Here is a 21,189-nt window from a genome sequence, read left to right on the forward strand (position 1 = left end):
GGGGGCGCGCCGCGCGGCGCGCCCCCGGCCGCTCAGCCGGCATGAGGCTCAGCGCAGGCGTCCCGCTCCGGCCCGCGCCGGGACGAGGGCGTGCAGCGCCTGGGGCGGCTGGACGCGGGTGAACAGCGACGGCGTCCAGCCGGCGTCCGAGCCGATGGAGGCGCCGTTCGCGGCGTTGTACGCGGCCACCAGGTCGGCCGGGGCGCCGTCCACCAGGTTGTTCCTCGCGGTGATCGCGGTGCCCTTGAACACCGACAGGACCTTCGACGCCTCGATGCCCTCGAAGGCGTTGCTCTCGGCGTAGACCTGGGAGCCGAAACCGACGCCGATGCTGTACCCGTGGGTGTCGCCGCCCGTGTAGTAGTTGTTGTAGACGTGCACCTGGCCGAAGCGCACCCGCGGCGTGCGCTGGCCGAGCCCCTCGAAATAGTTGTGGTGCACGGTGACCTTGAGCTTGTCCTGCTCGCCGTACCTCGCCGGGTCGTCGGTGTTGCCGATCAGGGTCACCTTGTCGTGCTCGCTGAGGTGGTTCCAGGAGAGCGTCACGTAGTTGGAGCCGCGGACCACGTCCAGCAGGCCGTCGTGCACCTGGTACGGGCGGCCGAAGTAGCTGGGCTGACCCGAGTCCGGGCTGTCGCCGTCGTTGAGCGTGTTGTGGTCGAGCCAGACGTGCGTGGACCCGGAGACCTCGACGTTGTCGAAGGAGGCGTTCCAGTTGCCGTCCGCGCCGTCGGTCGGGTCCCACTGCGGGAAGCAGTCGGAGGTGTCGGTGATGGTGAGGTTGCGCACGATGACGTTGTCGGCGTCGCTGACGCGCACGCCGAAGCTCTTCAGCGCCGCGTCGCGGCCGAGCCCGATGAGCGTGACGTTGGAGCCGACCCTGATCGTGACGTGCTCGGCCATCTTCGCGTACGACGCCTTGCGGGCCTCTTCCAGGGGCCCTGAGGGGACGCTGGTCCTGCCCCAGACGGCGGGGTCGTAGGCGGCCAGGTACGCGGGCGCACTGTAGCCGTCGACGGCGTAGTCGTCGCAGGTCAGCGGCGTGCCGTCGTCGTCGGTGTGCGCGTCGATGGCGCCCTTCACGTACACGATCCTGGGGGTGTTGTCGGCCGGGTCGCCGAGCGCCGCCACCAGCTCGGCCCTGGTCCTGACGACGTGCACGTCCTCGGGGCGGGCGGCCGAGCCGCCGGTGGTGCCGGTGGTGGCGGAGGCCCAGCCGTCGTCGCGGGGCAGCACCTCGCGGCCGGTCTCGCGCGGGGTGTCGCGGTGCCCGCGGACGGGGTTCCAGCCGTCGGAGCCCGCCAGGTACCTGCGCGGGGTGAAGGCGGCGGCCTCGCGGCGGCCGAGCTGCGGGCGGTCGTCGTTGACGGCCGCGCCGGGGCCGTGGTTCAGGTACTCCGACAGGCGGGCGTCGCGCCAGTTCAGGCCCGACATGTCGGTCCACGGCGCGTCCTTGATCTGCTGGCCCAGCCACGACTCGCGTACCAGCACCTGGCCGCGCGCCGTGGCGGAGCCGCCGGCGGGCCACGGGCGGCCCAGGTGGAACGTGCGCGCGGGCGCGTCGCTGGTGAGGTGGCTGCGGTAGATCAGGAATCCGTACGGGTTGCCCAGCTCGGTGCTGGCGGCGGTCACGTAGCCGTTGTTGTCGGCGCTGCCGCGCGTCTTCCCCTTGATCAGGCAGTGGTCGAAGACGGCGGTGGCCCGGCCGAAGATGAAGTCGACGTCGCCCTCGACGTAGCAGTCGGTGAAGTACTGGCGGGCGGTCGTCTCGGCCGTGGCGGTGTTGGCGTACAGCGTGTCCTGGTCGCCGATGAAGCGCACGTTGTCGTACACCTGCCGGTCGCCCGCCGTCTTCACGGCCACGGCCTGGCTGTTGCCGTGGGCGGCCTCGTCGTAAGCGTTCTCGAAGGTGAGGTTGCGGGCGGTGAAGTCGGGGGCGTTGATCGTGTACGAGGCGCTGCCGGAGGTGCCGTACGTGCCGGAGCCGTCCGGCTTCTGCGTGGACGCCGAGGCGTCGAACGTGAGCACCACCTCGCGCGGGTCCCGCGTGTCGCCGACCAGGGAGATGTGCGGCTTGTCGGCCGGGATGACGACCTGCTGCCGGTAGGTGCCCTTGCGGACCAGGATGGTGACCGGCCGTCTGTTGCCGGAGGGGACGGCGTCGACCGCCTCCTGCACGGTCGCGTGGTCGCCGGTGCCGTCCGCCGCGACGACGATCGTGGTGGTGCGGGTGGCGCCACGGGTGGCGGCCGTCGCGGGCGGCGCCGTCGCGGCGACCGCCAGGGCGATGATCAATGGGGGGAGTAACAGGGAACGCATGCCCAACCTCGCAGGGGGGTGCTGCTGCGGCAATCGGTTGCATAGAACGCTCGCCCAGGACCGCATGTCGCGTCAATGGATGCAGTGAAATTGCACATTTGCTGCAACAAGCGGTTGCAGTCGAACGGCGCGATCTTGACCGGCCGATCGCGCCGATCTACAGTCCGCCTGATATTTATCGGCGTTTGGCTGAAACTTTCATCGGGAGCATTCGTGCGCACCCTTCGAGCCCTGGTGGCCGCCGCCCTGTTATGCCTCGTGCCCGTGCTGCCCGCGCACGCGGACGACGGTTCGGGCGGTTCAACGGGTGGTTCGACCGCGGGCTTCACGTACGACTTCGAGGACGGCACCACCCAGGGATGGGGGCCACGCGGCGACGGCGTGTCCGTCACGGTGACGGCCGACGCCGCCCACGGCGGCACGAGCGGCCTGCTGACCACCGGCAGGACCGCCACGTGGCACGGCGCGTCCATCGCCGCACCGTTCGTCAGGGGCACCGGCTACACCGTGACCGCGTACGCGCGGCTGGTCACCGGACAGCCCGCCGGCACGCTCGCGCTGACCGTGCAGCGCACCCCGGCCGGCGGCGAGACCACGTACGAGCGGGTCGCGGCGGCCACCGTGACCGACGGCGCGTGGGTGCGGCTGTCCGGCAGCTACCAGTTCACCGCCGAGTCCACCGACGTGCTCCTGTACGCCGAGAGCTCCGACGCCACCACGGAGTTCTCCCTGGACGACATCGTCATCACCCCGCTCGGCGACCCCACGCGCGAGCCGGTCACCAGCGACTTCGAGGACGGCACCGCACAGGGCTGGGCGCCCAGGGCCGCCGCCGTGCTGGAGTCCAGCGCGGACGCCGCCCACGCCGGCGGCCGCGCGCTCGCCGTGAGCGGCCGCTCGGCCTCCTGGGACGGCCCCGCCCTGAACGTGCTCGGCCGCATGGCCAAGGGCGACAAGTACGCGCTGTCGGTGTGGGTGCGGCTCGGCCCGGACACCCCGTCGGGCAGGCTGGGGCTGTCGGTCGAGCGGAGGAGCGGCGACACCCCGAGCTACGAGCGCATCGCCTCGCCGAAGGACGTGCCGGCGGGGGAGTGGGTGCAGCTGTCGGGGACGTACACGCTCGCGTACGACGTCGACTTCCTCAGCCTGTACGTCGAGTCCGACAGCGGCACGTTCCCCTTCTACCTGGACGACTTCTCCATGACCTACGTCCAGCCCAAGCCGATCCAGACCGACATCCCGGCGCTGAAGGACGAGGTGCCGTTCGTCATGGGGTCGGCCATCAGCAGGCCCGACACGCTCGGCGTGCACGGCGAGCTGCTGGCCAGGCACTTCAACGGCGTCACCCCCGGCAACGCGCTCAAGTGGGACGCCACCGAGCCGAGCGAGGGCGAGTTCGACTTCACCGACGGCGACTACCTGGTGGACTTCGCGACCCGGCACGGCATGACGATCCGCGGCCACACGCTCGCCTGGCACAGCCAGACCCCGGACTGGGTGTTCGCGGGAGCCGACAAGGAGACGCTGCTCAAGCGCCTGGAGACGCACGTGCGCACGCTCGTGTCGCGGTACAAGGGCAAGATCGCCGTCTGGGACGTGGTCAACGAGGTCGTGGACGAGAACCAGCCCGACGGGCTGCGCCGCTCCCCGTGGTACGAGATCGCCGGCCTCGACTTCATCCGCACGGCCTTCCGCGTCGCCCACGAGGCCGACCCGGACGCCAAGCTCTTCATCAACGACTACAACACCGAGTTCCCGCGCAAGCGGGAGGCCCTGTACGCGCTGGTCAAGCGGCTCAAGGGCGAGGGGGTGCCGATCGACGGCGTGGGCCACCAGCTCCACCTCAACATCGAGCAGCCGCCCGCCTCCGCCGTCGAGGCCACCATCGAGCGCTTCGCCTCGCTCGGCGTGGAGCAGCAGGTCACCGAGCTCGACGTCAGCATTTATACCGACTTCGTCTCCTCGTACGACGCGATCCCGCCCGAACTCCTCGTCGAGCAGGGCCACCGCTACAAGGAGCTCTTCGACGTCTTCCGGCGGCAGGCCGCCGAGCTCAGCTCGGTCACGGTGTGGGGCGAGTCGGACGACGTGAGCTGGCTGCAGTCGTGGCCCATCACCCGGCTGAACGCGCCGCTGCTCTTCGACGACGAGCTGCAGGCCAAGCCCGCGTACTGGGGCGTCGTGGACCCGTCCCGGCTCGCGCCGCCGGTGCGGAGGCTTGAGGCGCCGGCCGGGACGCCGATGGTGGACGGCGGGCGCGACCTCCAGTGGGACCTGCTGCCGGACGCGCCGATCGCCAGGGTGGGCGACGTGTCCGCCGGGTTCCAGGCGCGGTCGTCGGCCAAGGGGCTCTACCTGCTCGCCGAGGTCACCGACCCGACCGCCGGGCGGGAGGATCGGGTGACGTTCACGGTCGACGGCACCCGGCACGTCGTCACGCGGCACGGCGGCCACAAGGCGGCGGCGCGGCGCACCAGGACCGGCTACCGCGTCGAGGCGCTCGTCCCGGCCGGCAAGGACGTGACGGTGACCGTGCACGACACCACCGGCGAGGCCACCTGGATCGGTGAGATCACGCCGGTCGCCGCCGTCAAGCTCACCTCCGCCGCCCGCCGCGTCCCCGTGCTCGACGGCGTCGTGGACCGCGCCTGGTCGGCCGCGCCGGAGATCCGCACCGCCACCTGGCTCCAGGGCACCTCGGGCGCGACCGCGAAGGTGCGCTCGCTGTGGAGCGGGTCCACCCTGTACGTGCTGGCCCAGGTCGCCGACCCGGTGCTCAGCGAGGAGTCCCCGAACGCCTGGGAACAGGACTCCGTGGAGATCTTCGTCGACCCGGACAACGGCAAGACCAAGGGCTACGGGGACGACGACGGGCAGTACCGCGTCGGTTTCACGGGCCGGATCACGGTCGGCGGGACGTTCGACGCGGCCGGCGTCAAGGACAACGTGCGCGCGGTGGCCAAGCAGGTGCCGGGCGGGTACGTCGTGGAGGCGGCGATCGACCTGCCCACCGTCACGCTGCGGCCGGGCACGCTGCTGGGCTTCGACGTCCAGGTCAACGACGCGACGGGCGCCGCCCGTACGAGTGCGGTGACCTGGAACGACGTGACGGACCGCGCCTACCTCGACACCAGCCACTGGGGCGTCCTCCGGCTGGCGCGCTAGGGCGCGAGTGTCTGTCTCGTGTGATGGGAGGTCAGCAGACCCAGACGTCGACGTAGATGCAGCCGGTGCACCCGGTGATGCCGCCGACGACGTGGCACAGCTTCTTCTTGCGGACCATGCCCGAGCAGGAGCAGGTCACGTAAAAGGAGGTGTCGGCCTTCGCGGTCGCCTTCGGCACCAGCTTCTCGAGCACCCGGTCACCGAGCCGTTCCAGTACGCCTGTCATGGCGATTCGCTCCTTCCGCGGAGGGGTGTATCGTGATCATGAAGGTATCCGGCGGGCGTACATCCGCCCGTACATCTGCGCTACAGCCCCTCCACCGGCGGCCCGGCCCGCCGCACGGCGCGGGCGCGCTCCTCCGGCGGGTCATGGGCGGCCGAGAGCTCCGCCGCCACCAATCGGACGAGGTCGTGCATCCGGAAGCGCGCGCCGGCCGCCGGTTCCACCAGGCGGCAGTCGGCCAGCTCGTCCAGCGCGGCCTCGGCCCGCCCGGGGTCCACGCCGAGCAGCGCGGCGGCGCGGGCGATGCCGACCTCGGGAGCGTCGAGCACGCCCAGCAGCCGGAAGGCCCGCGCGGCGGCCGTGCCCGCGCGGGCGGCCAGCAGGTCGTAGCTGACCCGGAAACAGGACCGGACGCTCAGACCCGCCACCTGCAGGGCGTCCAGCCGCCGGCGCCGGTCGCGCAGGCGCTCGCCGAACGCTCTCAGGGACCGGCCCGGACGGCTCGCCAGCCGGGTGCCCGCGATGTGCAACGCCAGCGGATGGTAGCCGCACCAGCGGGCCACGTCCGCCGCCGCCCCCGGCTCGGCGGCCACCCGCGCCTCGCCCGCCAGCAGCGCGAGCAGGCGCACCGCGTCCGCCTCGCCGAGCATGCCGACCGCCACCGGCACCGCGTCGACGGTCGCCGGCATGGTGCGGCTGGTGATCAGCGCGGCGCACCCGTCGCCCGCCGGGAGCAGCGGAGTCACCTGCGCGGCGTCGGCCGCGTTGTCGAGGATCACCAGGATCCGCCGCCCGGCCAGCAGCGACCGGTAGGCGGCCGCCGCCTCCGCCGCCGTCACGGGCACCTCGTCCGCGGGGACGCCGAGGGCGCGCAGGAAACCGCCGAGCACGTCGGCGGGCCGCAGCGGCGATCCGCCGGGGCTCGACCCCCGCAGGTCCACGTAGAGGCGGCCGTCGGCGTAACGGCCGGCCAGGCTGTGCGCCAGGCGCAGCGCCAGCGCCGACTTGCCGGTCCCGCCCGTGCCGTGCAGCGCGACGACCCTCGCCCCCGTGCCCGGCGGTGCGCTCCTATGGAGCACGTCGTGCGCGCGCCCGAACTCGGCTTGCCGGCCGACGAACGTCGATGGTTCCGAGGGCAGCCGGCGCCCGCCGTCGCCCCGGGAGCTCGCGTCGCTGCCGGAGGTCGGGTCGCCTCCGGAGGTCGCGTGGCCTCCGGCGGTCGCTACGCCGCCGACCGCCGAGAGCGTGCCCGTGCGAGCCGGATCGGCGTCCCCGTTCAGGATCGCCCGGTGCAGGCCGCGCAGCTCGGCGCCCGGGTCGAGCCCGAGCTCGTCCGCCAGCGCCAGGCGGGCCGCCGCGAACGCCTCCAGCGCGCCCGCCACGTCCCCGCAGCGGCACAGCGCCACCATCAACTGGCCGTGCAGGCGCTCGCGCAGCGGATGTCGCCGGGTCAGATCGCGGAGCCGGTCGACCGCCGCCCGGTGCGAGCCGAGCGCGAGCTGGACGTCGACGTGCTCCTCCACCGTGGTCAGGTACCGGTCCGTCAGATGGGCGACCACGTTCCGGAGCGCCGGCCCCAGCGGCACGTCCTCCGCGGGCGATCCCCGCCAGATCCCGAGCGCCCGGCCGTACGCGTCCTCCGCGCCGCGGAGGTCCCGCCTGGCGTGGGCTCTCCTGGCGTACGTCACAAGCCCCTCGAACAGGAACAGGTCCAGCTCGGGCGGTTCGACCAGCAGGAGGTAGCCGCCGTCGGAGGTGACCAGCCGGTCGCGGGCCCGGGGGTCGGCGGCGGACAGCAGGTGGCGCAGCTGCATGGCGTACGTGTGCAGGTTCGCCACCGCCGAACGGGGAGGTCGCTCGTCCCACACCTCCGCCACCAGGGACCGGATCGGTACGGTGCGCCCGGCGTGCGCGAGCAGCATGGCGACCATGGTGCGCTGCTTGTGCGCCGAGATCCGGATGGGCGTGCCCCCGGGCTGCACGCGCAGGGGGCCGAGAATGCGGAACCTCATCTTCTGCTCCTCGCCGGCCTGGCGCCGCCTATGCGGCCGGCCCGCCCAGCTTGCGCAACGCCACCCCGAGAAGGTGATCCGCGGGGAAGAGCCCGCGATGCCGGGAGTCGATGCTGTCCGGATTGTCGCCGAAGACCACCATCGTCCCGGCGGGTACGCGTTCCAGGCCGTCATGCCCCGCCACCCCCGCCGGCAACGGGTCGCCGGGAAGCGCGGCGGCCCGTTTGATGTTCCAGCGCCGGCCGTCAGGCGCGGGCGGTCCCGGCTGGTACGGGCCCGACGGATCCAGCGGGGGTTCGAGCACGACGATGTCGCCGCGGCGCACCTGGTGGATCCGCCGCCGCCGTACCAGGACCCGGTCGCCGTCGGCCAGCGCCGGCTCCATGCTCGCCCCCTCCACGGTGACCACCACGTACCTGCGGCGAGCGCGCCCGAGGCCCGCGACCAGCGCGAGCCCGGCTGCGGCGGCGACCATCCATATGACCGTGTTCATGACCCCTTTTCCGATCATCAGCCGCAGGGAGCACCGCCCGCCGGAACGCGGACCGGGCAGGCGGGCAGGCGGTGGGAAGGTCAGGTCTCGGCCTCGGCCAGGTAGTCCCTCGCCTGCAGGTCGAACAGCTCGGCGTATCCGCCGCCGGCGGCCATCAGGTCGTCGTGCGTGCCCCGCTCGACGACCTCGCCGTCCTGGACGACCACGATCAGATCCGCGGCGCGGACCGTGCCGAGCCGGTGCGACACGAGCAGGCTGGTGCGTCCGGCGCGGAGCTCGACCAGCCGGGTGTGGATCTCGTGCTCGGCGCGGGCGTCCAGGCCCGCACTCGGCTCGTCGAGGATGAGCAGGTCGCGTCCCTCGCGGAGGAGGGCGCGGGCCAGCGCCAGGCGCTGCCACTGGCCGCCGGAGAGCACCACTCCGGCCTGCGGGTCGCCCTCGTCCTCCGGGCCGAAGAAGATCCGGCTCAGCAGGGTGTCGTAGCCTCGCGGCAGCGCCCGGACGATGTCGTGCACGCCCGCCAGCCGGGCCGCCGACGCGATGCGGGACCGGTCGTGCAGGGCTTCGATCTCGCCCATGGCGATGTTCTCGGCCGCGGTGAGGTCGTAGCACATGTAGTCCTGGAAGAGCACGCCCATCCTGCGGCGCAGCTCGCCCGGCGGCACGTCGCGGATGTCCACGCCGTCCCAGTGGATCGAGCCGCGCGACGGATCGTAGAAGCGGCAGAGCAGTTTGATCAGCGTGCTCTTCCCCGCCCCGTTGAGTCCCACCAGCGCGACGGAGGCGCCGTGCGGGATGGTCAGGTCGACTCCGCGCAGCACCCACGGATGGTCGTCGTCGTACCGGAACCACACGTCGCGCAGCTCGATGCCGTGCCGCAGCGCGGGCAGCACGGCGGTCTCTCCATGCGGCGCCGGCAGGTCGTCGGGGAGCGACGTCACCTCGGCGTGGTACGAGAAGAGCAGCAGCGCGTGATGGGCTCCCGCCACGGTCTCCACCAGCCCGACCAGCGCGGCCTGCGTCCCCGCGACGGCCGCGGCGAACGCCGTCACGTCGCCGAGTGTCAGCGCTCCGCTCAGGGCGGCCGGCACCACCCAGAGCAGGCCCGCGCCGGCGACCGCCGCGGAGAGCAGGGCGAGCAGCGACTGGGTGAGCGACTCCCGCCGGTCCAGCCGCCGCTCGCCGGCCTGCAGCGTGGCGAGCTCGCCGAGCACCCGGCTCTTGAGGAAGCCGCCGAGCCCGAACAGCCGCACCTCTTTGGCCGCCCGGACGTCGGTGATGAGCGACGAGTAGAGGATCTGGCGCCGCGCCGTGGCCGAGAGCCCGGCCAGCATCCCCACGCGCCGCCTGACCATGGCCATCCTCGCGATCAGGGCGGGCACGGCCGCCGCCGTCACGAGGCCCGCCATGACCGGGCTGAGCACGGTCAGGCTCGCCAGCAGGCTGACCAGCGTGATCACGTTGCGCGCGGCGTCGAACAGCCCGGAGGTCACCGGTGTGAGGGCACCGCCGGTCGCCTCCGCCGCCATCCGCAGGCGGTCGAGGAACGCCGGGTTCTCGAAGCGCGACAGGCCCTGGAAGCCGGTGACCGAGGCATAGAGCTCGTCCTGGAGCAGCCGGTCCAGCCGCCGGTCCAGCTCCGCCCGCAGGTACCTGGTCAGATGCGGCAGGACCCCTGCGGCGAGGCCGAGGAGGGCGAGGACGCCGGCCGCCTGAAACGCCTGATCCGGATCGCCGGCGGTGAGCCCGTCGACGAGGATCTTCGTCCCCCACACGCTGCCGGTCGGCAGCAGGCCGGCGACGACCGTGACGGCGAGCTGGCACGCCACCAGGCCGGGCCCGGCCCGCCAGGACAGCAGGCCCACCGCGACGGCGTGCCGCAGCGGCCTTCGCGGCGAGCCCTCGCCCGGTACGCCGCCGGCCGGCGCCGCGCTCATACCGTCGCGGCCATCTCGGCCAGGCGGTCCGCGTCCATGTCCGCCCGCACGATCCGGCCTTCCCCGTCCACCTGCAGGAACATCGGGAACGCCCGGATGCCCAGGTCCGCCGCCACGGACGCCGCCTCCTCCGCCACGACGACGGCCGACACCCCGCCGACCACGTCGACGAGGTTCTGGACCTGCCGGCCCGCGCCGGTGACGAACGCCAGCGACGTGCCGGGGCGGGCCGCGGCCGCGAACTTCGGAGCGTGCTCGTGACACGAACCGCAGTCGGCGTCGAAGAACGCCACGAGCCGCGGCTGGGGCAGGGCCCGCGTGGCGGAGCCGGGCAGCGTACGCCCGACCAGGGGCGAGGGATCGTAGGGAAGCGTCCTCGGCTCACTGGCGAGACGCGCCAGCTCCGCGGTGTGCTCGCGCAGGCGGCGCAGCACCGCGAAGGTGAGCACCAGGTCGAACAGGCAGAGCGCGCCGACCAGGACGACGGCGGCGATCAGGAAGGTCATCGGCGATCTCACTTCCGGTCACGGGACGGGGCGATGAAGAGGTCCGCGAGGTCGTCGAGCCGTACGACGATCAGGACCCCCACGGCGGCGACGACCGCCGCCAGGGCGAGGCCGGCCGGGTGGGCGGGAGATCCCGCGCCGGCGGGAGCGAGCCCGGCCACGAGCCCGGCGGCGGCGCCGCCGATCAGAAGCAGGTTGCGCACCACGTGCACCGGGCCGAGCGGAGCGTCGGAGGCCCCGAAGCACCGGCACGGCCCGCGCCGGCCGCGGCGCAGCGCGGCGAGGATCCCGGCGGTCATGACGGTGAGGGTCGCGCCCGCCGCCGCCAGACCCGCGAGCACGGTGGGCGGGAACACCAGCAGGAGCACCACCGACGCTTCGGCTCCCACCAGCGCGTACGCCGCCACCGCCGATCCGGCGCCCGAGAGCAGCCCGAGCGCCCTGATCGAGGCGGCGAACGCCTCGAAGGAGGCACGCCCGCGGACCTTGCTCGCGAGCGCCAGCACGAAGACGCCAGCCAGCAGCACCCGGCAGGTCATCAGCAGATAGAGCGTCATCCGGCCAGTTCGTTCCATTCCTGCGGGGCCGGCGGCGACGCCACGGCCGCCGCCGAACCGCACCAGAGCCGTCAGTTGACCCTCAAGAGCAGGGCCTCAGGAAGTAGAAGTCGCACCCGGTGCACCCCGACGTGCCGCCGACCACGTGGCAGAGCTTCATGACCTCGACAGGCGGGTCGCTGTAGCAGGCGCAGCGCTTGTAGTAGCTGACGTCCGCCTTCGCGGTGGCCTTCGGCACCAGCCGCTCGAGCACCCGATCGCCGAACCCGCGTAATAACGTGGTCATCCGGAATCACCCCTTTCCGCGAACGTGTTGGATCATGACGCTAGCCAGCGCGCCTACAGGGCCCGTACATCCGGCCTACAGCGGGCGGCGAGCTCCGCGGCGAACAGCCGCGGCAACTCGTGCACGCGGAACCGGTCGGCGCCGATCGGTTCCAGCAGGCGCACCTTCATCAGCTCGTCGAGCGCGGCGTCGGCGACCTTCACCTCGACGCCGAGCAGCTCGGCGGCACGCTCGACGCTGATCTCAAGACCGCGGTCCGGGGCGACCTGAAGACCGCGGTCCGGGGCGACCTCAAGACCGCGGTCCGGGGCGGTCTCAGGGCCGCGCTCCGGGCCGATGCCCGGGCGGAAATCCGGGGCGACGTCCGGGCCGCCGGCTGGGGCGATCTCGGGCAGGTCGATCGTGCCGAGCAGCCGGAAGGCGCGCAGGGCCAGCTCCTTGGCGGGGCTCGCGCCGCCCTCCAGCGCCGCGAGGCTCGCCTCGAAGCCGGCGCGCACGCTCAGGCCGGCCGTCTGGAGCTCGTCCAGCCTCCGGCTCCGGTCCCGCAGCCGCTCGCCGAAGCGTCCGAGCGACCAGTCGGGGCGGCCGGCGAGGCGGGCGCCGGCGACGCGCAGCGCCAGCGGCTGGTGACCGCAGAGCCCCGCGATGCCGGCCGCCGCCCCGGGCTCGGCGGCCACCCGCGCCTCGCCCGCGAGCATCGCCAGCAGCCGCACCGAGTCCGCCGAATCCAGCAGGCCGACGGAGATCTGCGCGGCGTCCAGGGTCGGCAGCAGGGGCCGGCTGGTGACGAGCGCCGCGCACCCGTCGCCGGCCGGCAGCAGCTGCGCCACCTGGGCCGCGTCGGCGGCGTTGTCGAGCAGCACGAGGACGCGCCGGTCGGCCAGCAGCGACTGGTAGGCGGCCGCGGCCTCGGCCTGCGTGCCGGGCACGTCCTCGTGCGGCACCCCCAGCGCCCGGAGGAACCGGCCGAGCACCTCCACGGGCCGCAGCGGCGGCAGGCCCGGGGCGCAGCCCTGCATGTCGGCATAGAGCCCGCCGTCGGCATAGTGATCGGCGGCCAGGTACGCCGCCCGCAGGGCCAGGGCCGACTTCCCGGCCCCGGCGGGACCGTGCAGCGCGAGCACGCGCGATCGGGAGCCCGCCCCGGCCCCGGGGCACAGCACGTCGAGCGCCCGGGAGAGCTCGGCCGACCGGCCCACGAACACCGCGGGCTCCCGCGGGAGCTGGCGCGGCCGGGGGTGACCGTTCCGCACCCGTACGGCGACCGGCCTGCCCGGCAGCTCCACCTCCGGCTCCCGGCGCAGGATCGCCTGGTGCAACCGGCGCAGCTCCGCACCGGGCTCGACGCCGAGCTCGTCGGCCAAAACCTGGCGGGCCGCCCTGAACGCGTCCAGCGCCCCGGCCACGTCGCCGCACCGGTACAGGGCGACCATGATCCGGGCGCGCAACCCCTCTCTCAGCGGGTGACGCACCGCCAGCGCGCGTAACCGCTCGGCCGCCGCGGCGTGCCTGCCGAGCGCGAACTCGACCTCGGTGAAGTCCTCGACGGTGTTCAGGTACAGGGCGGTCAGGTGGGCGGAGACCCCGCGCAGGGCAGGTCCGAGCGGCACGTCCTCGACCGCCGTCCCCCGCCACAGCGCGAGGGCCCTGGCGTACTCGCCGTGCGCCGTTTCGAGGTCGCCCCGCTCCTTCGAGCGGCGAGCGCGGGCGGACAGCGTCTCGAACTGGAACAGGTCGAACTCGGCCGGCTCGATCTTGAGCAGGTAACCGCCGTCCGAGGTGACCAGCCGCTCGCTGTCCGGGCGGCCGGTGGAGGAGAGCAGGTGGCGCAGCCGCATGAGGTACGTGCGCAGGTTCGCCACCGCCGAGGCGGGAGGTCGCTGGTCCCACACCTCGGACACCAGCGAGGAAACCGGCACGGCGTGTCCGGCGTGGGTGAGCAGCATGGCGAGGAGGGTGCGCTGCTTGGGCGCCGCGATCCGCAGGGGCGCGCCGCCGGACTGGATCCGCATCGGGCCAAGGAGTTGAAACCGCAACAGTCCCGCCTTTCACACCGACCTGCTTCTGACCGGGGCCTCCACCGGGGCCGACTACCATGTGATCGTGAACGCGAGTCCCCGACATGTCCGGAAAGGGGCCGCCCCGAGCATCCGAGACGTCGCCGCCGAGGCCGGCGTCTCGCACCAGACCGTTTCGCGCGTGCTGAACGACTCTCCCCGGGTGCGGCCCGACACGCGCGCCGCCGTGCTGGCCGCGATCGAGCGGCTGGGCTTTCGCCCCAACCGGGCCGCCCGGACGCTGGGCCTCGGCCGGGCCAGCGGCGTCACGGTCGTCACCTCCAACACCATGCTGTACGGCTACGCCGCCACGCTGCAGGGCATCGAGGAGGCGGCCAGGAACGAGGGCGTGGCCCTGGGGATCAGGGTCGTGGAGTCGGCCGAGGTGCGCCAGACGGTCGACTACGTGAGCGACCCGAGCGCGGGCGGGCTGATCGTGATCGCGTTCGATCCGCTGGGCACGGCCGTGGCCGAGGCGCTGCCGCCGCACATCCCGGCGGTCATCGTCACCGAGCCGGTCGCGCCCGACCTGGGCCGGGTGGCGATCGCGCTCGACGAGCGCCGGGCCGCCGCCGACGCCACCCAGCACCTGCTCGATCTCGGGCACCGCACGGTGCACCACGTGGCCATCCCGTCCGAGGGCCGCGCCGGTGGACGGCACGCGGGCTGGCGCGACGCGCTGCGCCGGGCCGGGGCCGAGATCCCGTCGGTGCTGGCCTGCGGGTGGGACATCGAGTCGGCGTACGCGGCGGGCAGGCGGCTGGCCGGGTCGCCTGACGTGACGGCCATCCTGTGCGGGAACGACGACATCGCGCAGGGCGTGCGCCGGGCGCTGTACGACGCGGGCAAGGACGTTCCCGGGGACGTCAGCATCGTGGGCTTCGACGACATCCCCGGCTCGGCCTTCTGGACCCCGGCGCTGACCACCGTACGGATGGACTTCGCGGGGCTGGGGCGGGCCTGCTTCCACGCGGCGCTGGCCGAACTGGGCGGCAACCCGCAACCGGCCATCTCGCTGGTGCCGCCACGCCTCATCGTCCGCGAGTCCACCACCCACCCACGCCCCACCTGATCCACCGCGCGTCCCGGCCCCGCCTGATCCAGCGCTCACCCACCCGCCGCCCGATCCGCCGCGCCTCTTCGCCGCGGTCGGCGCTGTGCCGGGGCCGGTGGGCGGCTCCCTTCGCGCGGATGCCACCCGCCCGTCCCTCGGCACGAGATCGTCGGCGGTGATCACGTTCCTACAGGCAGTCGCGGCCGAGCGACGCGGACAGCCCGGCGGCCTCACGCTCAGGAAACCGAGGCGGACGAGACGGTCCCGGCACCCTCCGGCCATCCCCTCCTCGAGTCACCGGCCCGCCGCGTGATCGCCACCCTGCGCCCGCCACGGAAGGGGAGCCGTAGCTGTGATCACTTCATCGCGGATCGAGGTCGGATCGGGGCTCACGGCGGAACGCTCTACAGCCAACGGAACACCACTTTCCGCATGACTTCTTCACGCCGTACCCGGCGCAGAGAAAAGTCTCGCCAGAGGGTCTCGGACAAGTTTCGAGCGGCCGCGGTCAACCCGAGCGCAAATGTACCTGGGACACTCTTCATGATCAAGCCCATACCAGAAGTTTCATCCGTTGTCGGGACTCACCTGGGCTCGGCCTCGGCGTCGCCGACCTCGAAAGCGAACAAGATGGAGGAGCGCGCCGCAGAAGTGGATGAATTTCCCGTTTAGCTCAGCCCTTTCATGTCAAGTTTCGGAAATCACCATTTCACGGGACCGGCGGTGATGGCGCCGAGCAACTCGGCGCGGCCGGTTCCTTGCCCGTCCGGCCTCCACTTCTCGCCCCTTATGGATCATGATGGGGCGGTGCAGAGACTGACCCAATACGCCGCCGGTGGTGGCTGCGCGTGCAAGATTCCCGCGGGTGAGCTGGAGGAGTTGCTGGCCGGCGCCGGGTTCGCCACCCCCGGCGCCCCGGCGGCGGACCTGCTGGTGGGCCTGGAGACCGGTGACGACGCCGCCGTGGTGCGCGTCGACGGCGGCACCGCGCTCGTCAGCACCGCCGACTTCTTCACCCCGGTCGTCGACGATCCCCGCGACTGGGGCAGGATCGCCGCCGCCAACGCCCTCTCCGACGTCTACGCCATGGGCGGCCTGCCCGTCCTGGCGCTCAACCTGCTGTGCTGGCCGCGGGACGTCCTGCCGTACGACCTGGCCCGCGAGGTGCTGCGCGGCGGCGCGGAGGTCGCCGCGCGGGCGGGCTGCCACCTCGCCGGCGGGCACAGCGTCACCAGCCCGGAGCCCAAGTACGGCATGGCCGTGACCGGGCTGGCCGACCCCGACCGGCTGATGCGCAACGACTCCGGCCGTGCCGGTCTGCCGCTCTCGCTCACCAAGCCGCTGGGCCTCGGCGTGCTGAACAACCGGCACAAGACGACAGGGGACGTGTTCCCGCAGGCCATCGCCACCATGACCGCGCTCAACGCGGAAGCCGCCGACGCGGCGCTCGCGGCCGGCGTGCGGTGCGCGACGGACGTCACCGGCTTCGGCCTGCTGGGCCACGCCTACAAGCTCGCCAGGGCGTCCGGGGTGACCGCGGTCATCGACGCGGCGGCCGTACCGGTGCTGGAAGGGGCGCGCGAGGCGGTACGGGCCGGCTTCGTGCCGGGCGGCTCGCGGCGGAACCTGGAGTGGGTGATGCCGCAGGCCCACGTGGCGGGTGTCGACGAGGACACGATGATCCTGCTGGCGGATGCCCAGACCTCGGGAGGGCTGCTGATCGCGGGAGAGATCCCCGGCGCACCCGTCATCGGCGAACTGGTCGCCCGCGGCCCCCATTCGGTCGTCGTCCGCGCCTGACGCGCCCCGCCCACCGTCGCCTGTTGGTCCGGGCGAACCACGTGGACATCACGAAGGGCTTCCTGTCACCGGGGGAAGCCCTTCACCCGCTCGTCCGCGCCGGCCTGAGAGGCTCGTGATCGTCGGACTCGTCGAGGGCGATCGCGGACGCGGACCTGGTGTCGGGCTACAGGTTGTTCACCAGGGAGCCCCAGACATAGGTGATCGACCCCATGAACAGGCATACGCCGCCTATCGCCGCGCCCGCCCAACCGGCGGTGATGCGACTGACATGCGGCCGTCCCGCCACGACGACCCGCCCCAGTACGGCGCCGGCGACGGGAAGGGCCACCGCCGCGAGGCCGCCCACCGTAGCCATGCTCGTGGTCATCCACCCCAGCTTCCACAGGCTCCAAGCGAGGACGCCGAGCCCGGCGAAGGCCAGCGCGAACATCAGAACCCAGCCTGCGGAAGCTGCCTTGCTGGTGCGTTGTTCAGGGGAGGAGATCACGGCGCTCATGATCGCACCTTCTGGCACCCGTACCCAGGGCTCGGAGCCGGCGGAGGACGGCATGATCCGCACACCGCGCCCTGGGTCAGGGCTCGGAGGTGGTCACCAGTTGGCGGGCAGGCCGGGGGTGGTGGCGGGCAGGGGATGCCCAGGCGGGTGGATCACGTACGTGATGCCGCCGCTGCTGGAGCTGCGCAACCAGACGTTCTCGAAGTCGGCCCGCGGGTAGACGTGCCGCACGGCGGCGTTGCCGGACGACGCGGGATCGTTGGCGATCACGTCACCCGAGGCGGTGAAGCCGACGATCGCCATGAGGTGGCCGTTGGTGCCGTATCCGGCGCCCGGCAGCTCGTTCTTCTTGAACGACTGCGACGTGACGACCGGGATGCCGGCCTTGATCAGCTGCTCCAGCTCCGTCAGCGACCGCAGCCGCGTGACGAACCCGTCCATCCCGAAGCGCCCCGCGTAGGCGGTGTTGAACGGCCAGTTGCCCGCACCCTCATACGCGTGGTCGTAGGTGTAGCGGGCGGCGTAGTCGACCTCGGGGTTGGGGTCGGAGGGATCGACCCAGGAGGTGTCGGCCGCGCTCGGCCACCTGTCCCAGTAGCCGAGGATCATGGTGGTCGAGGTGGGGCTGCACCACGCCTCGCCGCCGCCGTCCCACTCGGGGTAGTGGCCCTGGTGGACGTTCTGCGAGCGGCGCGGCACGGCCAGCTCCGTGCCCCACGCGCCGCCGCCGGGGCTGACCGGAACGGTCTTGCGCTCGGGCACGTTGGAGGCCATGACGCCGGACGTGCGCACGCGCGGCGTCACCGAGGAGCCGGGCAGGCGGTAGAGGGTGAGGCGGAGCTGGTAGGCGCTGACGGGCTTGCCCGCCGCCGCGACCAGCGTGTCCACGGCGACGCTCGCGTCCGCGTCGCCCTGCCCCGGCACGGAGGTGCGCAGGATGTCGCCTTCCGCGTATGACCAGCGGCCGAGGGAGTACCACTTGGTCAGCCCCTCGGCGTTTCTGGCCCGGGTCTCGACCTGCATCCAGCTGCCCGGCGGCACGTCGGCGGTCCAGGAGGCGATCAGCTCGGTCGCCGCGAAGCCGATGGCCCGCTCGGGGCCGGTCCAGCGGGCGTACTCCCAGGTCTTCGTGCCGAGCGCGTCGGTGTAGCGGACGGTGCCGGCGGCCTGGCCGAACGCGAGGCCGTCGCCGGTGGTGGTGCCTTCGTAGGTGCCGGACGCGAAGTCGGCCCGCTGGAAGACGACGTCAGGAGTGGCGGCGCCGGGCTTCGTCACCGCTCCGGCGGGGGCCGAGAGGGTCGTGACGAGCAGGACGCCGGACAGGAGCACGGTCAGCGCACGCATGTACCCACCTTCCAGGAGGGCGCTTGTCGCGGCTGACAGTAGGCGCAACGGGGAGGTAAGGCATCCGGAAATATACGTATCGAGTGGTCCGCGGCGGCAGCGCATCAGCGCCTCACGCATCTCATGACGAGGAACACGGGGAACCTCGCGGCGTCCGGCCGCGTCGCCGCCCAGGCCGCGTCGGGCTCGGGCTCGGCCAGCTCGTCCAGCCACAGGCCGTGGCGGCGGAACGTGGTGACGTACGTCGAGAGCGTGCGGTGGTTGGCGCCGACCTGGCGGCGCAGCGAGGACAGCTCGCCGTCGGCGCGCCACCAGCCCTCCGCGTGGTAGGTCGCGTCGCCCGGCCAGGAACCGGAGACGTTTCGGCCGCCGGGGAAGCAGGGGTGCACGATCGAGCAGGCGAAGACACCGCCGGGGTGGAGCGCGCCCGCGGCGGTCGCGACGGCGCCTTCGAGGTCGTCGATGTCGGACAGCCCGAAGTTGCACACCACCGCGTCGAACGAGCCCAGGGGCTCCCGGGGGTGGGCGACGTCCTCGTGGACGTAGCGGATGCCGAGGGGCGCCTCGCGCTCGGCCGCTCTCGCCTTGTCGATCAGCGCTCGGGAGATGTCGGCGCCGACCACTTCGGCGCCGCGCCGGGCCAGCTCGCGGCTGACGCGGCCGTGGCCGCAGGCGATCTCCAGCACCCGCCTGCCCGCGACCGCGCCGAGCAGGTCGAGCAGGCGGACCGAGGCAGGGTCCTCGATCGCGTCGGTCCAGCCCGCCGCGTAGAAGTCGGCTATGTCGTCGTAGCGGGCGGCGCCTGGCATGGTCTCGACGGTACGCGCCGCCGATGCGGGGCGGGCGCGTGTTCGTCCAGCGCGGAAAGCCGGCGCGGCGGGCGGTACGGGGGCCGGCGTGACCTGAGGTAAAGGCTCTGCCAGGGCGGTGCATGGTTCCGGTCGGGGGCTGCTCGCCGGTTCCGCGGGTGGGAGGAGGATCGTCCCTGGTCAGGCAGGTTCGGGCGGGGGGACGAGATGGGCATGCGCGCGGTTGCGGGGATCATCGCGTTCGTCGCGTCGGCCGGGTGGAGCGTGCCGGGCCCGGCCGCCGGTGCGCAGTTGCGCATCACCGGGACCGTCACGCCGGAGCCGATGGTCATCGGCGCGCCGTCCGTCTACACGGTGACCGTCAGGAACACCGGAGACCGGGCGGCCCAGGACGTGACGATCCTCAACACCCTCGACCCGAGCGCCGCACCCGGCGCCGTGCCGCCCGGCTGCGCCGTCGTCGACCGGGGTGGCGCCGTCTCGTGCGGGGGAGCGGGGCTGGCGATCCCGCCGGGGCGGAGCGTGACGTACGAGATCCCGGTCACGATCGATTCCGCCGTCCCTGACGGCACGCGGGTCACCCATCGCGTCGAGGTCTCGGCGGGGGGAGCGGGCGAGCGCTCGGCGCGAATGATCAGCCCGGCCCGGGCCCCCGGCACCGTCGGGTCACTCGGGAAGGCTCACTCGCCCGGGAAGGTCCGTCCGGGGGTCAAGGTCGGTCCGCAGGTCGATGCCCGTCCGGGGGCCAAGGCCGGTCCACAGGTCGATGCCCGTCCGGGGGCCAAGGCCGGTCCGCAGGTCGATGCCGGTCCGCCCGCCGCTCCGGAGGCTCCCGACGCCGTGGCTCCCGGTAATGGCGGTCCCGGTAACGGCGGCGCCGGTGACAGTGGTGCCGGTGACGGTGGGCCCGGCAACGGCGGGGGCTGCGCCGCCGGTCACGGTACGAAAGGTATCGGAGCGTGCGCGCCGGACATCCCCGAGCCCGTCCAGCCCCCGCGCCCCACGCCCAGCGCCGGCCCGGCCGCGTCCCCCGCCCAGACCGCAGGCCCCGCGCCGGCGGACGGCGCGGAGGCGGAGCCGTCCACCGGTCCCACCGTGCCGGAGATCGGGCCGGAACCCCCGCCGGTGGAGAATGTGGGCATCGCCGAGATCCTCCCCGGCGACGGGCAGGCCGGCGAGGAGCAGGGCCGTCCCGGCGCCGGGCCCGGTTCGTACGAGCAGCCGGCCACCGACGTGGGCTCCGGCCGGCGCCACCCCCGGCCGGATGACGGCGGCGGCGACTCCGAGCCGGCGGGTGACGACGGCGCCGTGTTCCCCCTGGCCGCCGTGTCGGTGTGGGTGCTGGGGCTGGGCGCGCCCATGATCCTCATGCTCGCCCTGCTGGTCTGGCACTTCTCCCGCCGCGACCACCCCGGCGGGACACCATGAGCGGGACACCATGAGCGGGACACCATGAGCGGGACACCGTGAGCGGGACACCGTGAGCCCGGCCGCGAGCGAGGGGTCAGGGTGAGGCCAGGGCGTCCCTGGTCCACGATCCGAGCACGAGCAGCGTCTTGGTCCCGGTCACGTCACCGGCCCGGCGCAGCCGGTCGATCACCTGCTGCAGATGCCCGAGGTCGCGTACCCGTACATGGATCAGCGCGTCGGGGTCGCCCGCGATCGTGAAGACGGCCTGCACCTCCGGCACGTCCGCCGCCGTGCGGACGATCTCCCCGACGGGCGTCGTGCCCGGGTAGCGCAGCTCGGTGAACGCCTCGATGCCCCACCCGAGCTTGCCGTAGTCGATCTGCACGGTGAACCCGGTGATCACGCCGATCTCCCTGAGCCGGTCGACCCGCCGTTTCACCGCCGCCACCGACAGCCCCACCAGCTGTGCCATCTCCGAGAACGTCCGGCGCCCGTCCTCGCGCAGCAGCCGCAGCACCCGGTGATCGATGTCATCCACGTCAGCCATGCGAGAGAACCCTCCATCTGGCGCAAAGAACATCAGACAAGGCGGTCTGGTCCTCACATAGTTTGCGTCTTCGGCATGCTTTCTCGTCTAATACTTGCGCATATCATGCCCGCGTTGCTGTGCTGGGAATCACAGGGGCATCCCGTACGAGGTAGGAAGCCAGGAGGTTCG

At 73.0% G+C, this 21,189-nt stretch carries 17 protein-coding genes; 4 read left to right on the top strand and 13 right to left on the bottom strand.

The genetic code is table 11. From position 1 onward, the window contains the following. Positions 1–48: 48 nt before the first annotated feature. Entirely contained in the window at positions 49–2,319 is a 2,271-nt protein-coding gene (locus FH608_RS51375) for a pectinesterase family protein (protein ID WP_193318336.1), read from the bottom strand. Positions 2,320–2,532: 213 nt separating this feature from the next. On the opposite strand from FH608_RS51375, the gene FH608_RS10415 reads away from it, so the two are divergent. Next, positions 2,533–5,484, top strand: coding sequence for an endo-1,4-beta-xylanase (locus tag FH608_RS10415; RefSeq protein WP_193318337.1), 2,952 nt, complete (start codon positions 2,533–2,535; stop codon positions 5,482–5,484). A 31-nt stretch (positions 5,485–5,515) separates the two neighbouring features. On the opposite strand, the gene FH608_RS10420 is transcribed toward FH608_RS10415, so the two are convergent. The 8 genes from FH608_RS10420 to FH608_RS10455 form a co-directional block, all read right to left on the bottom strand. Beyond that, the gene (locus FH608_RS10420; RefSeq protein WP_139630212.1) at positions 5,516–5,710 is read right to left on the bottom strand and encodes a hypothetical protein; all 195 of its coding nucleotides are present in this window, start codon (positions 5,708–5,710) and stop codon (positions 5,516–5,518) included. An 80-nt stretch (positions 5,711–5,790) separates the two neighbouring features. Beyond that, positions 5,791–7,719: an AfsR/SARP family transcriptional regulator gene (locus tag FH608_RS10425; RefSeq protein WP_139630213.1), complete on the bottom strand. Its 1,929-nt coding sequence runs from the start codon at positions 7,717–7,719 to the stop codon at positions 5,791–5,793. 28 nt (positions 7,720–7,747) lie between these two features. Next, positions 7,748–8,212, bottom strand: a complete 465-nt coding sequence (locus tag FH608_RS10430; protein WP_139630214.1) for a S26 family signal peptidase — start codon at positions 8,210–8,212, stop codon at positions 7,748–7,750. 80 nt (positions 8,213–8,292) lie between these two features. After that, on the bottom strand, positions 8,293–10,149 hold the full coding sequence (locus FH608_RS10435) for an ABC transporter ATP-binding protein (RefSeq protein ID WP_139630215.1): 1,857 nt from the start codon (positions 10,147–10,149) through the stop codon (positions 8,293–8,295). Then, on the bottom strand, positions 10,146–10,655 hold the full coding sequence (locus FH608_RS10440) for a hypothetical protein (RefSeq protein ID WP_139630216.1): 510 nt from the start codon (positions 10,653–10,655) through the stop codon (positions 10,146–10,148). The genes FH608_RS10435 and FH608_RS10440 overlap by 4 nt, the downstream gene beginning before the upstream one ends. An 8-nt stretch (positions 10,656–10,663) precedes the next feature. After that, complete coding sequence (locus FH608_RS10445; RefSeq protein ID WP_139630217.1) at positions 10,664–11,212, bottom strand: MauE/DoxX family redox-associated membrane protein; 549 nt, start codon at positions 11,210–11,212, stop codon at positions 10,664–10,666. Positions 11,213–11,294: 82 nt separating this feature from the next. Continuing rightward, positions 11,295–11,498: a hypothetical protein gene (locus FH608_RS10450; protein WP_139630218.1), complete on the bottom strand. Its 204-nt coding sequence runs from the start codon at positions 11,496–11,498 to the stop codon at positions 11,295–11,297. A gap of 53 nt (positions 11,499–11,551) precedes the next feature. Further along, the gene (locus FH608_RS10455) at positions 11,552–13,510 is read right to left on the bottom strand and encodes an AfsR/SARP family transcriptional regulator (RefSeq protein ID WP_139630219.1); all 1,959 of its coding nucleotides are present in this window, start codon (positions 13,508–13,510) and stop codon (positions 11,552–11,554) included. A gap of 91 nt (positions 13,511–13,601) precedes the next feature. Here FH608_RS10455 and FH608_RS10460 point away from each other — a divergent pair, with 91 nt between their 5' ends. Together FH608_RS10460 and selD are read left to right on the top strand one after the other, a co-directional pair. Then, complete coding sequence (locus tag FH608_RS10460) at positions 13,602–14,627, top strand: LacI family DNA-binding transcriptional regulator (protein WP_226899252.1); 1,026 nt, start codon at positions 13,602–13,604, stop codon at positions 14,625–14,627. Positions 14,628–15,398: 771 nt separating this feature from the next. Further along, a complete protein-coding gene (selD, locus tag FH608_RS10465; protein ID WP_139630220.1) occupies positions 15,399–16,409 on the top strand; it encodes a selenide, water dikinase SelD in 1,011 nt (336 codons plus the stop codon). A gap of 166 nt (positions 16,410–16,575) precedes the next feature. On the opposite strand, the gene FH608_RS10470 is transcribed toward selD, so the two are convergent. From FH608_RS10470 to FH608_RS10480, 3 genes are all read right to left on the bottom strand, one after another. Continuing rightward, positions 16,576–16,908, bottom strand: coding sequence for a hypothetical protein (locus FH608_RS10470; protein WP_139630221.1), 333 nt, complete (start codon positions 16,906–16,908; stop codon positions 16,576–16,578). Positions 16,909–17,001: 93 nt separating this feature from the next. After that, positions 17,002–18,252 carry a C39 family peptidase gene (locus FH608_RS10475; RefSeq protein WP_139630222.1) on the bottom strand — a complete coding sequence of 417 codons (1,251 nt, stop codon included), beginning with the start codon at positions 18,250–18,252 and terminating at the stop codon, positions 17,002–17,004. A gap of 104 nt (positions 18,253–18,356) precedes the next feature. After that, a complete protein-coding gene (locus FH608_RS10480; protein WP_139630223.1) occupies positions 18,357–19,061 on the bottom strand; it encodes a class I SAM-dependent methyltransferase in 705 nt (234 codons plus the stop codon). Between the two features lie 213 nt (positions 19,062–19,274). Between FH608_RS10480 and FH608_RS10485 the strand changes: the two genes are divergently transcribed. Then, on the top strand, positions 19,275–20,489 hold the full coding sequence (locus FH608_RS10485) for a DUF11 domain-containing protein (RefSeq protein ID WP_193318338.1): 1,215 nt from the start codon (positions 19,275–19,277) through the stop codon (positions 20,487–20,489). A 76-nt stretch (positions 20,490–20,565) separates the two neighbouring features. On the opposite strand, the gene FH608_RS10490 is transcribed toward FH608_RS10485, so the two are convergent. Then, positions 20,566–21,018, bottom strand: a complete 453-nt coding sequence (locus FH608_RS10490) for an Lrp/AsnC family transcriptional regulator (protein ID WP_139630225.1) — start codon at positions 21,016–21,018, stop codon at positions 20,566–20,568. Positions 21,019–21,189: the final 171 nt, after the last annotated feature.

It is taken from the genome of Nonomuraea phyllanthi (assembly GCF_006334985.2).
Lineage (GTDB): Bacteria > Actinomycetota > Actinomycetes > Streptosporangiales > Streptosporangiaceae > Nonomuraea > Nonomuraea phyllanthi.

Bases quoted from the DNA above. Each gene is read 5' to 3' on its own strand.
- FH608_RS10490 (WP_139630225.1), bottom strand. From the start codon at position 21,018: ATGGCTGACGTGGATGACATCGATCACCGGGTGCTGCGGCTGCTGCGC.
- FH608_RS10425 (WP_139630213.1), bottom strand. From the start codon at position 7,719: ATGAGGTTCCGCATTCTCGGCCCCCTGCGCGTGCAGCCCGGGGGCACG.
- FH608_RS10485 (WP_193318338.1), top strand. From the start codon at position 19,275: ATGCGCGCGGTTGCGGGGATCATCGCGTTCGTCGCGTCGGCCGGGTGG.
- FH608_RS10440 (WP_139630216.1), bottom strand. From the start codon at position 10,655: ATGACCTTCCTGATCGCCGCCGTCGTCCTGGTCGGCGCGCTCTGCCTG.
- FH608_RS10450 (WP_139630218.1), bottom strand. From the start codon at position 11,498: ATGACCACGTTATTACGCGGGTTCGGCGATCGGGTGCTCGAGCGGCTG.
- FH608_RS10430 (WP_139630214.1), bottom strand. From the start codon at position 8,212: ATGAACACGGTCATATGGATGGTCGCCGCCGCAGCCGGGCTCGCGCTG.
- FH608_RS10470 (WP_139630221.1), bottom strand. From the start codon at position 16,908: ATGAGCGCCGTGATCTCCTCCCCTGAACAACGCACCAGCAAGGCAGCT.
- FH608_RS10480 (WP_139630223.1), bottom strand. From the start codon at position 19,061: ATGCCAGGCGCCGCCCGCTACGACGACATAGCCGACTTCTACGCGGCG.
- FH608_RS51375 (WP_193318336.1), bottom strand. From the start codon at position 2,319: ATGCGTTCCCTGTTACTCCCCCCATTGATCATCGCCCTGGCGGTCGCC.
- FH608_RS10420 (WP_139630212.1), bottom strand. From the start codon at position 5,710: ATGACAGGCGTACTGGAACGGCTCGGTGACCGGGTGCTCGAGAAGCTG.
- selD (WP_139630220.1), top strand. From the start codon at position 15,399: ATGGATCATGATGGGGCGGTGCAGAGACTGACCCAATACGCCGCCGGT.
- FH608_RS10435 (WP_139630215.1), bottom strand. From the start codon at position 10,149: ATGAGCGCGGCGCCGGCCGGCGGCGTACCGGGCGAGGGCTCGCCGCGA.
- FH608_RS10455 (WP_139630219.1), bottom strand. From the start codon at position 13,510: ATGCGGATCCAGTCCGGCGGCGCGCCCCTGCGGATCGCGGCGCCCAAG.
- FH608_RS10475 (WP_139630222.1), bottom strand. From the start codon at position 18,252: ATGCGTGCGCTGACCGTGCTCCTGTCCGGCGTCCTGCTCGTCACGACC.
- FH608_RS10445 (WP_139630217.1), bottom strand. From the start codon at position 11,212: ATGACGCTCTATCTGCTGATGACCTGCCGGGTGCTGCTGGCTGGCGTC.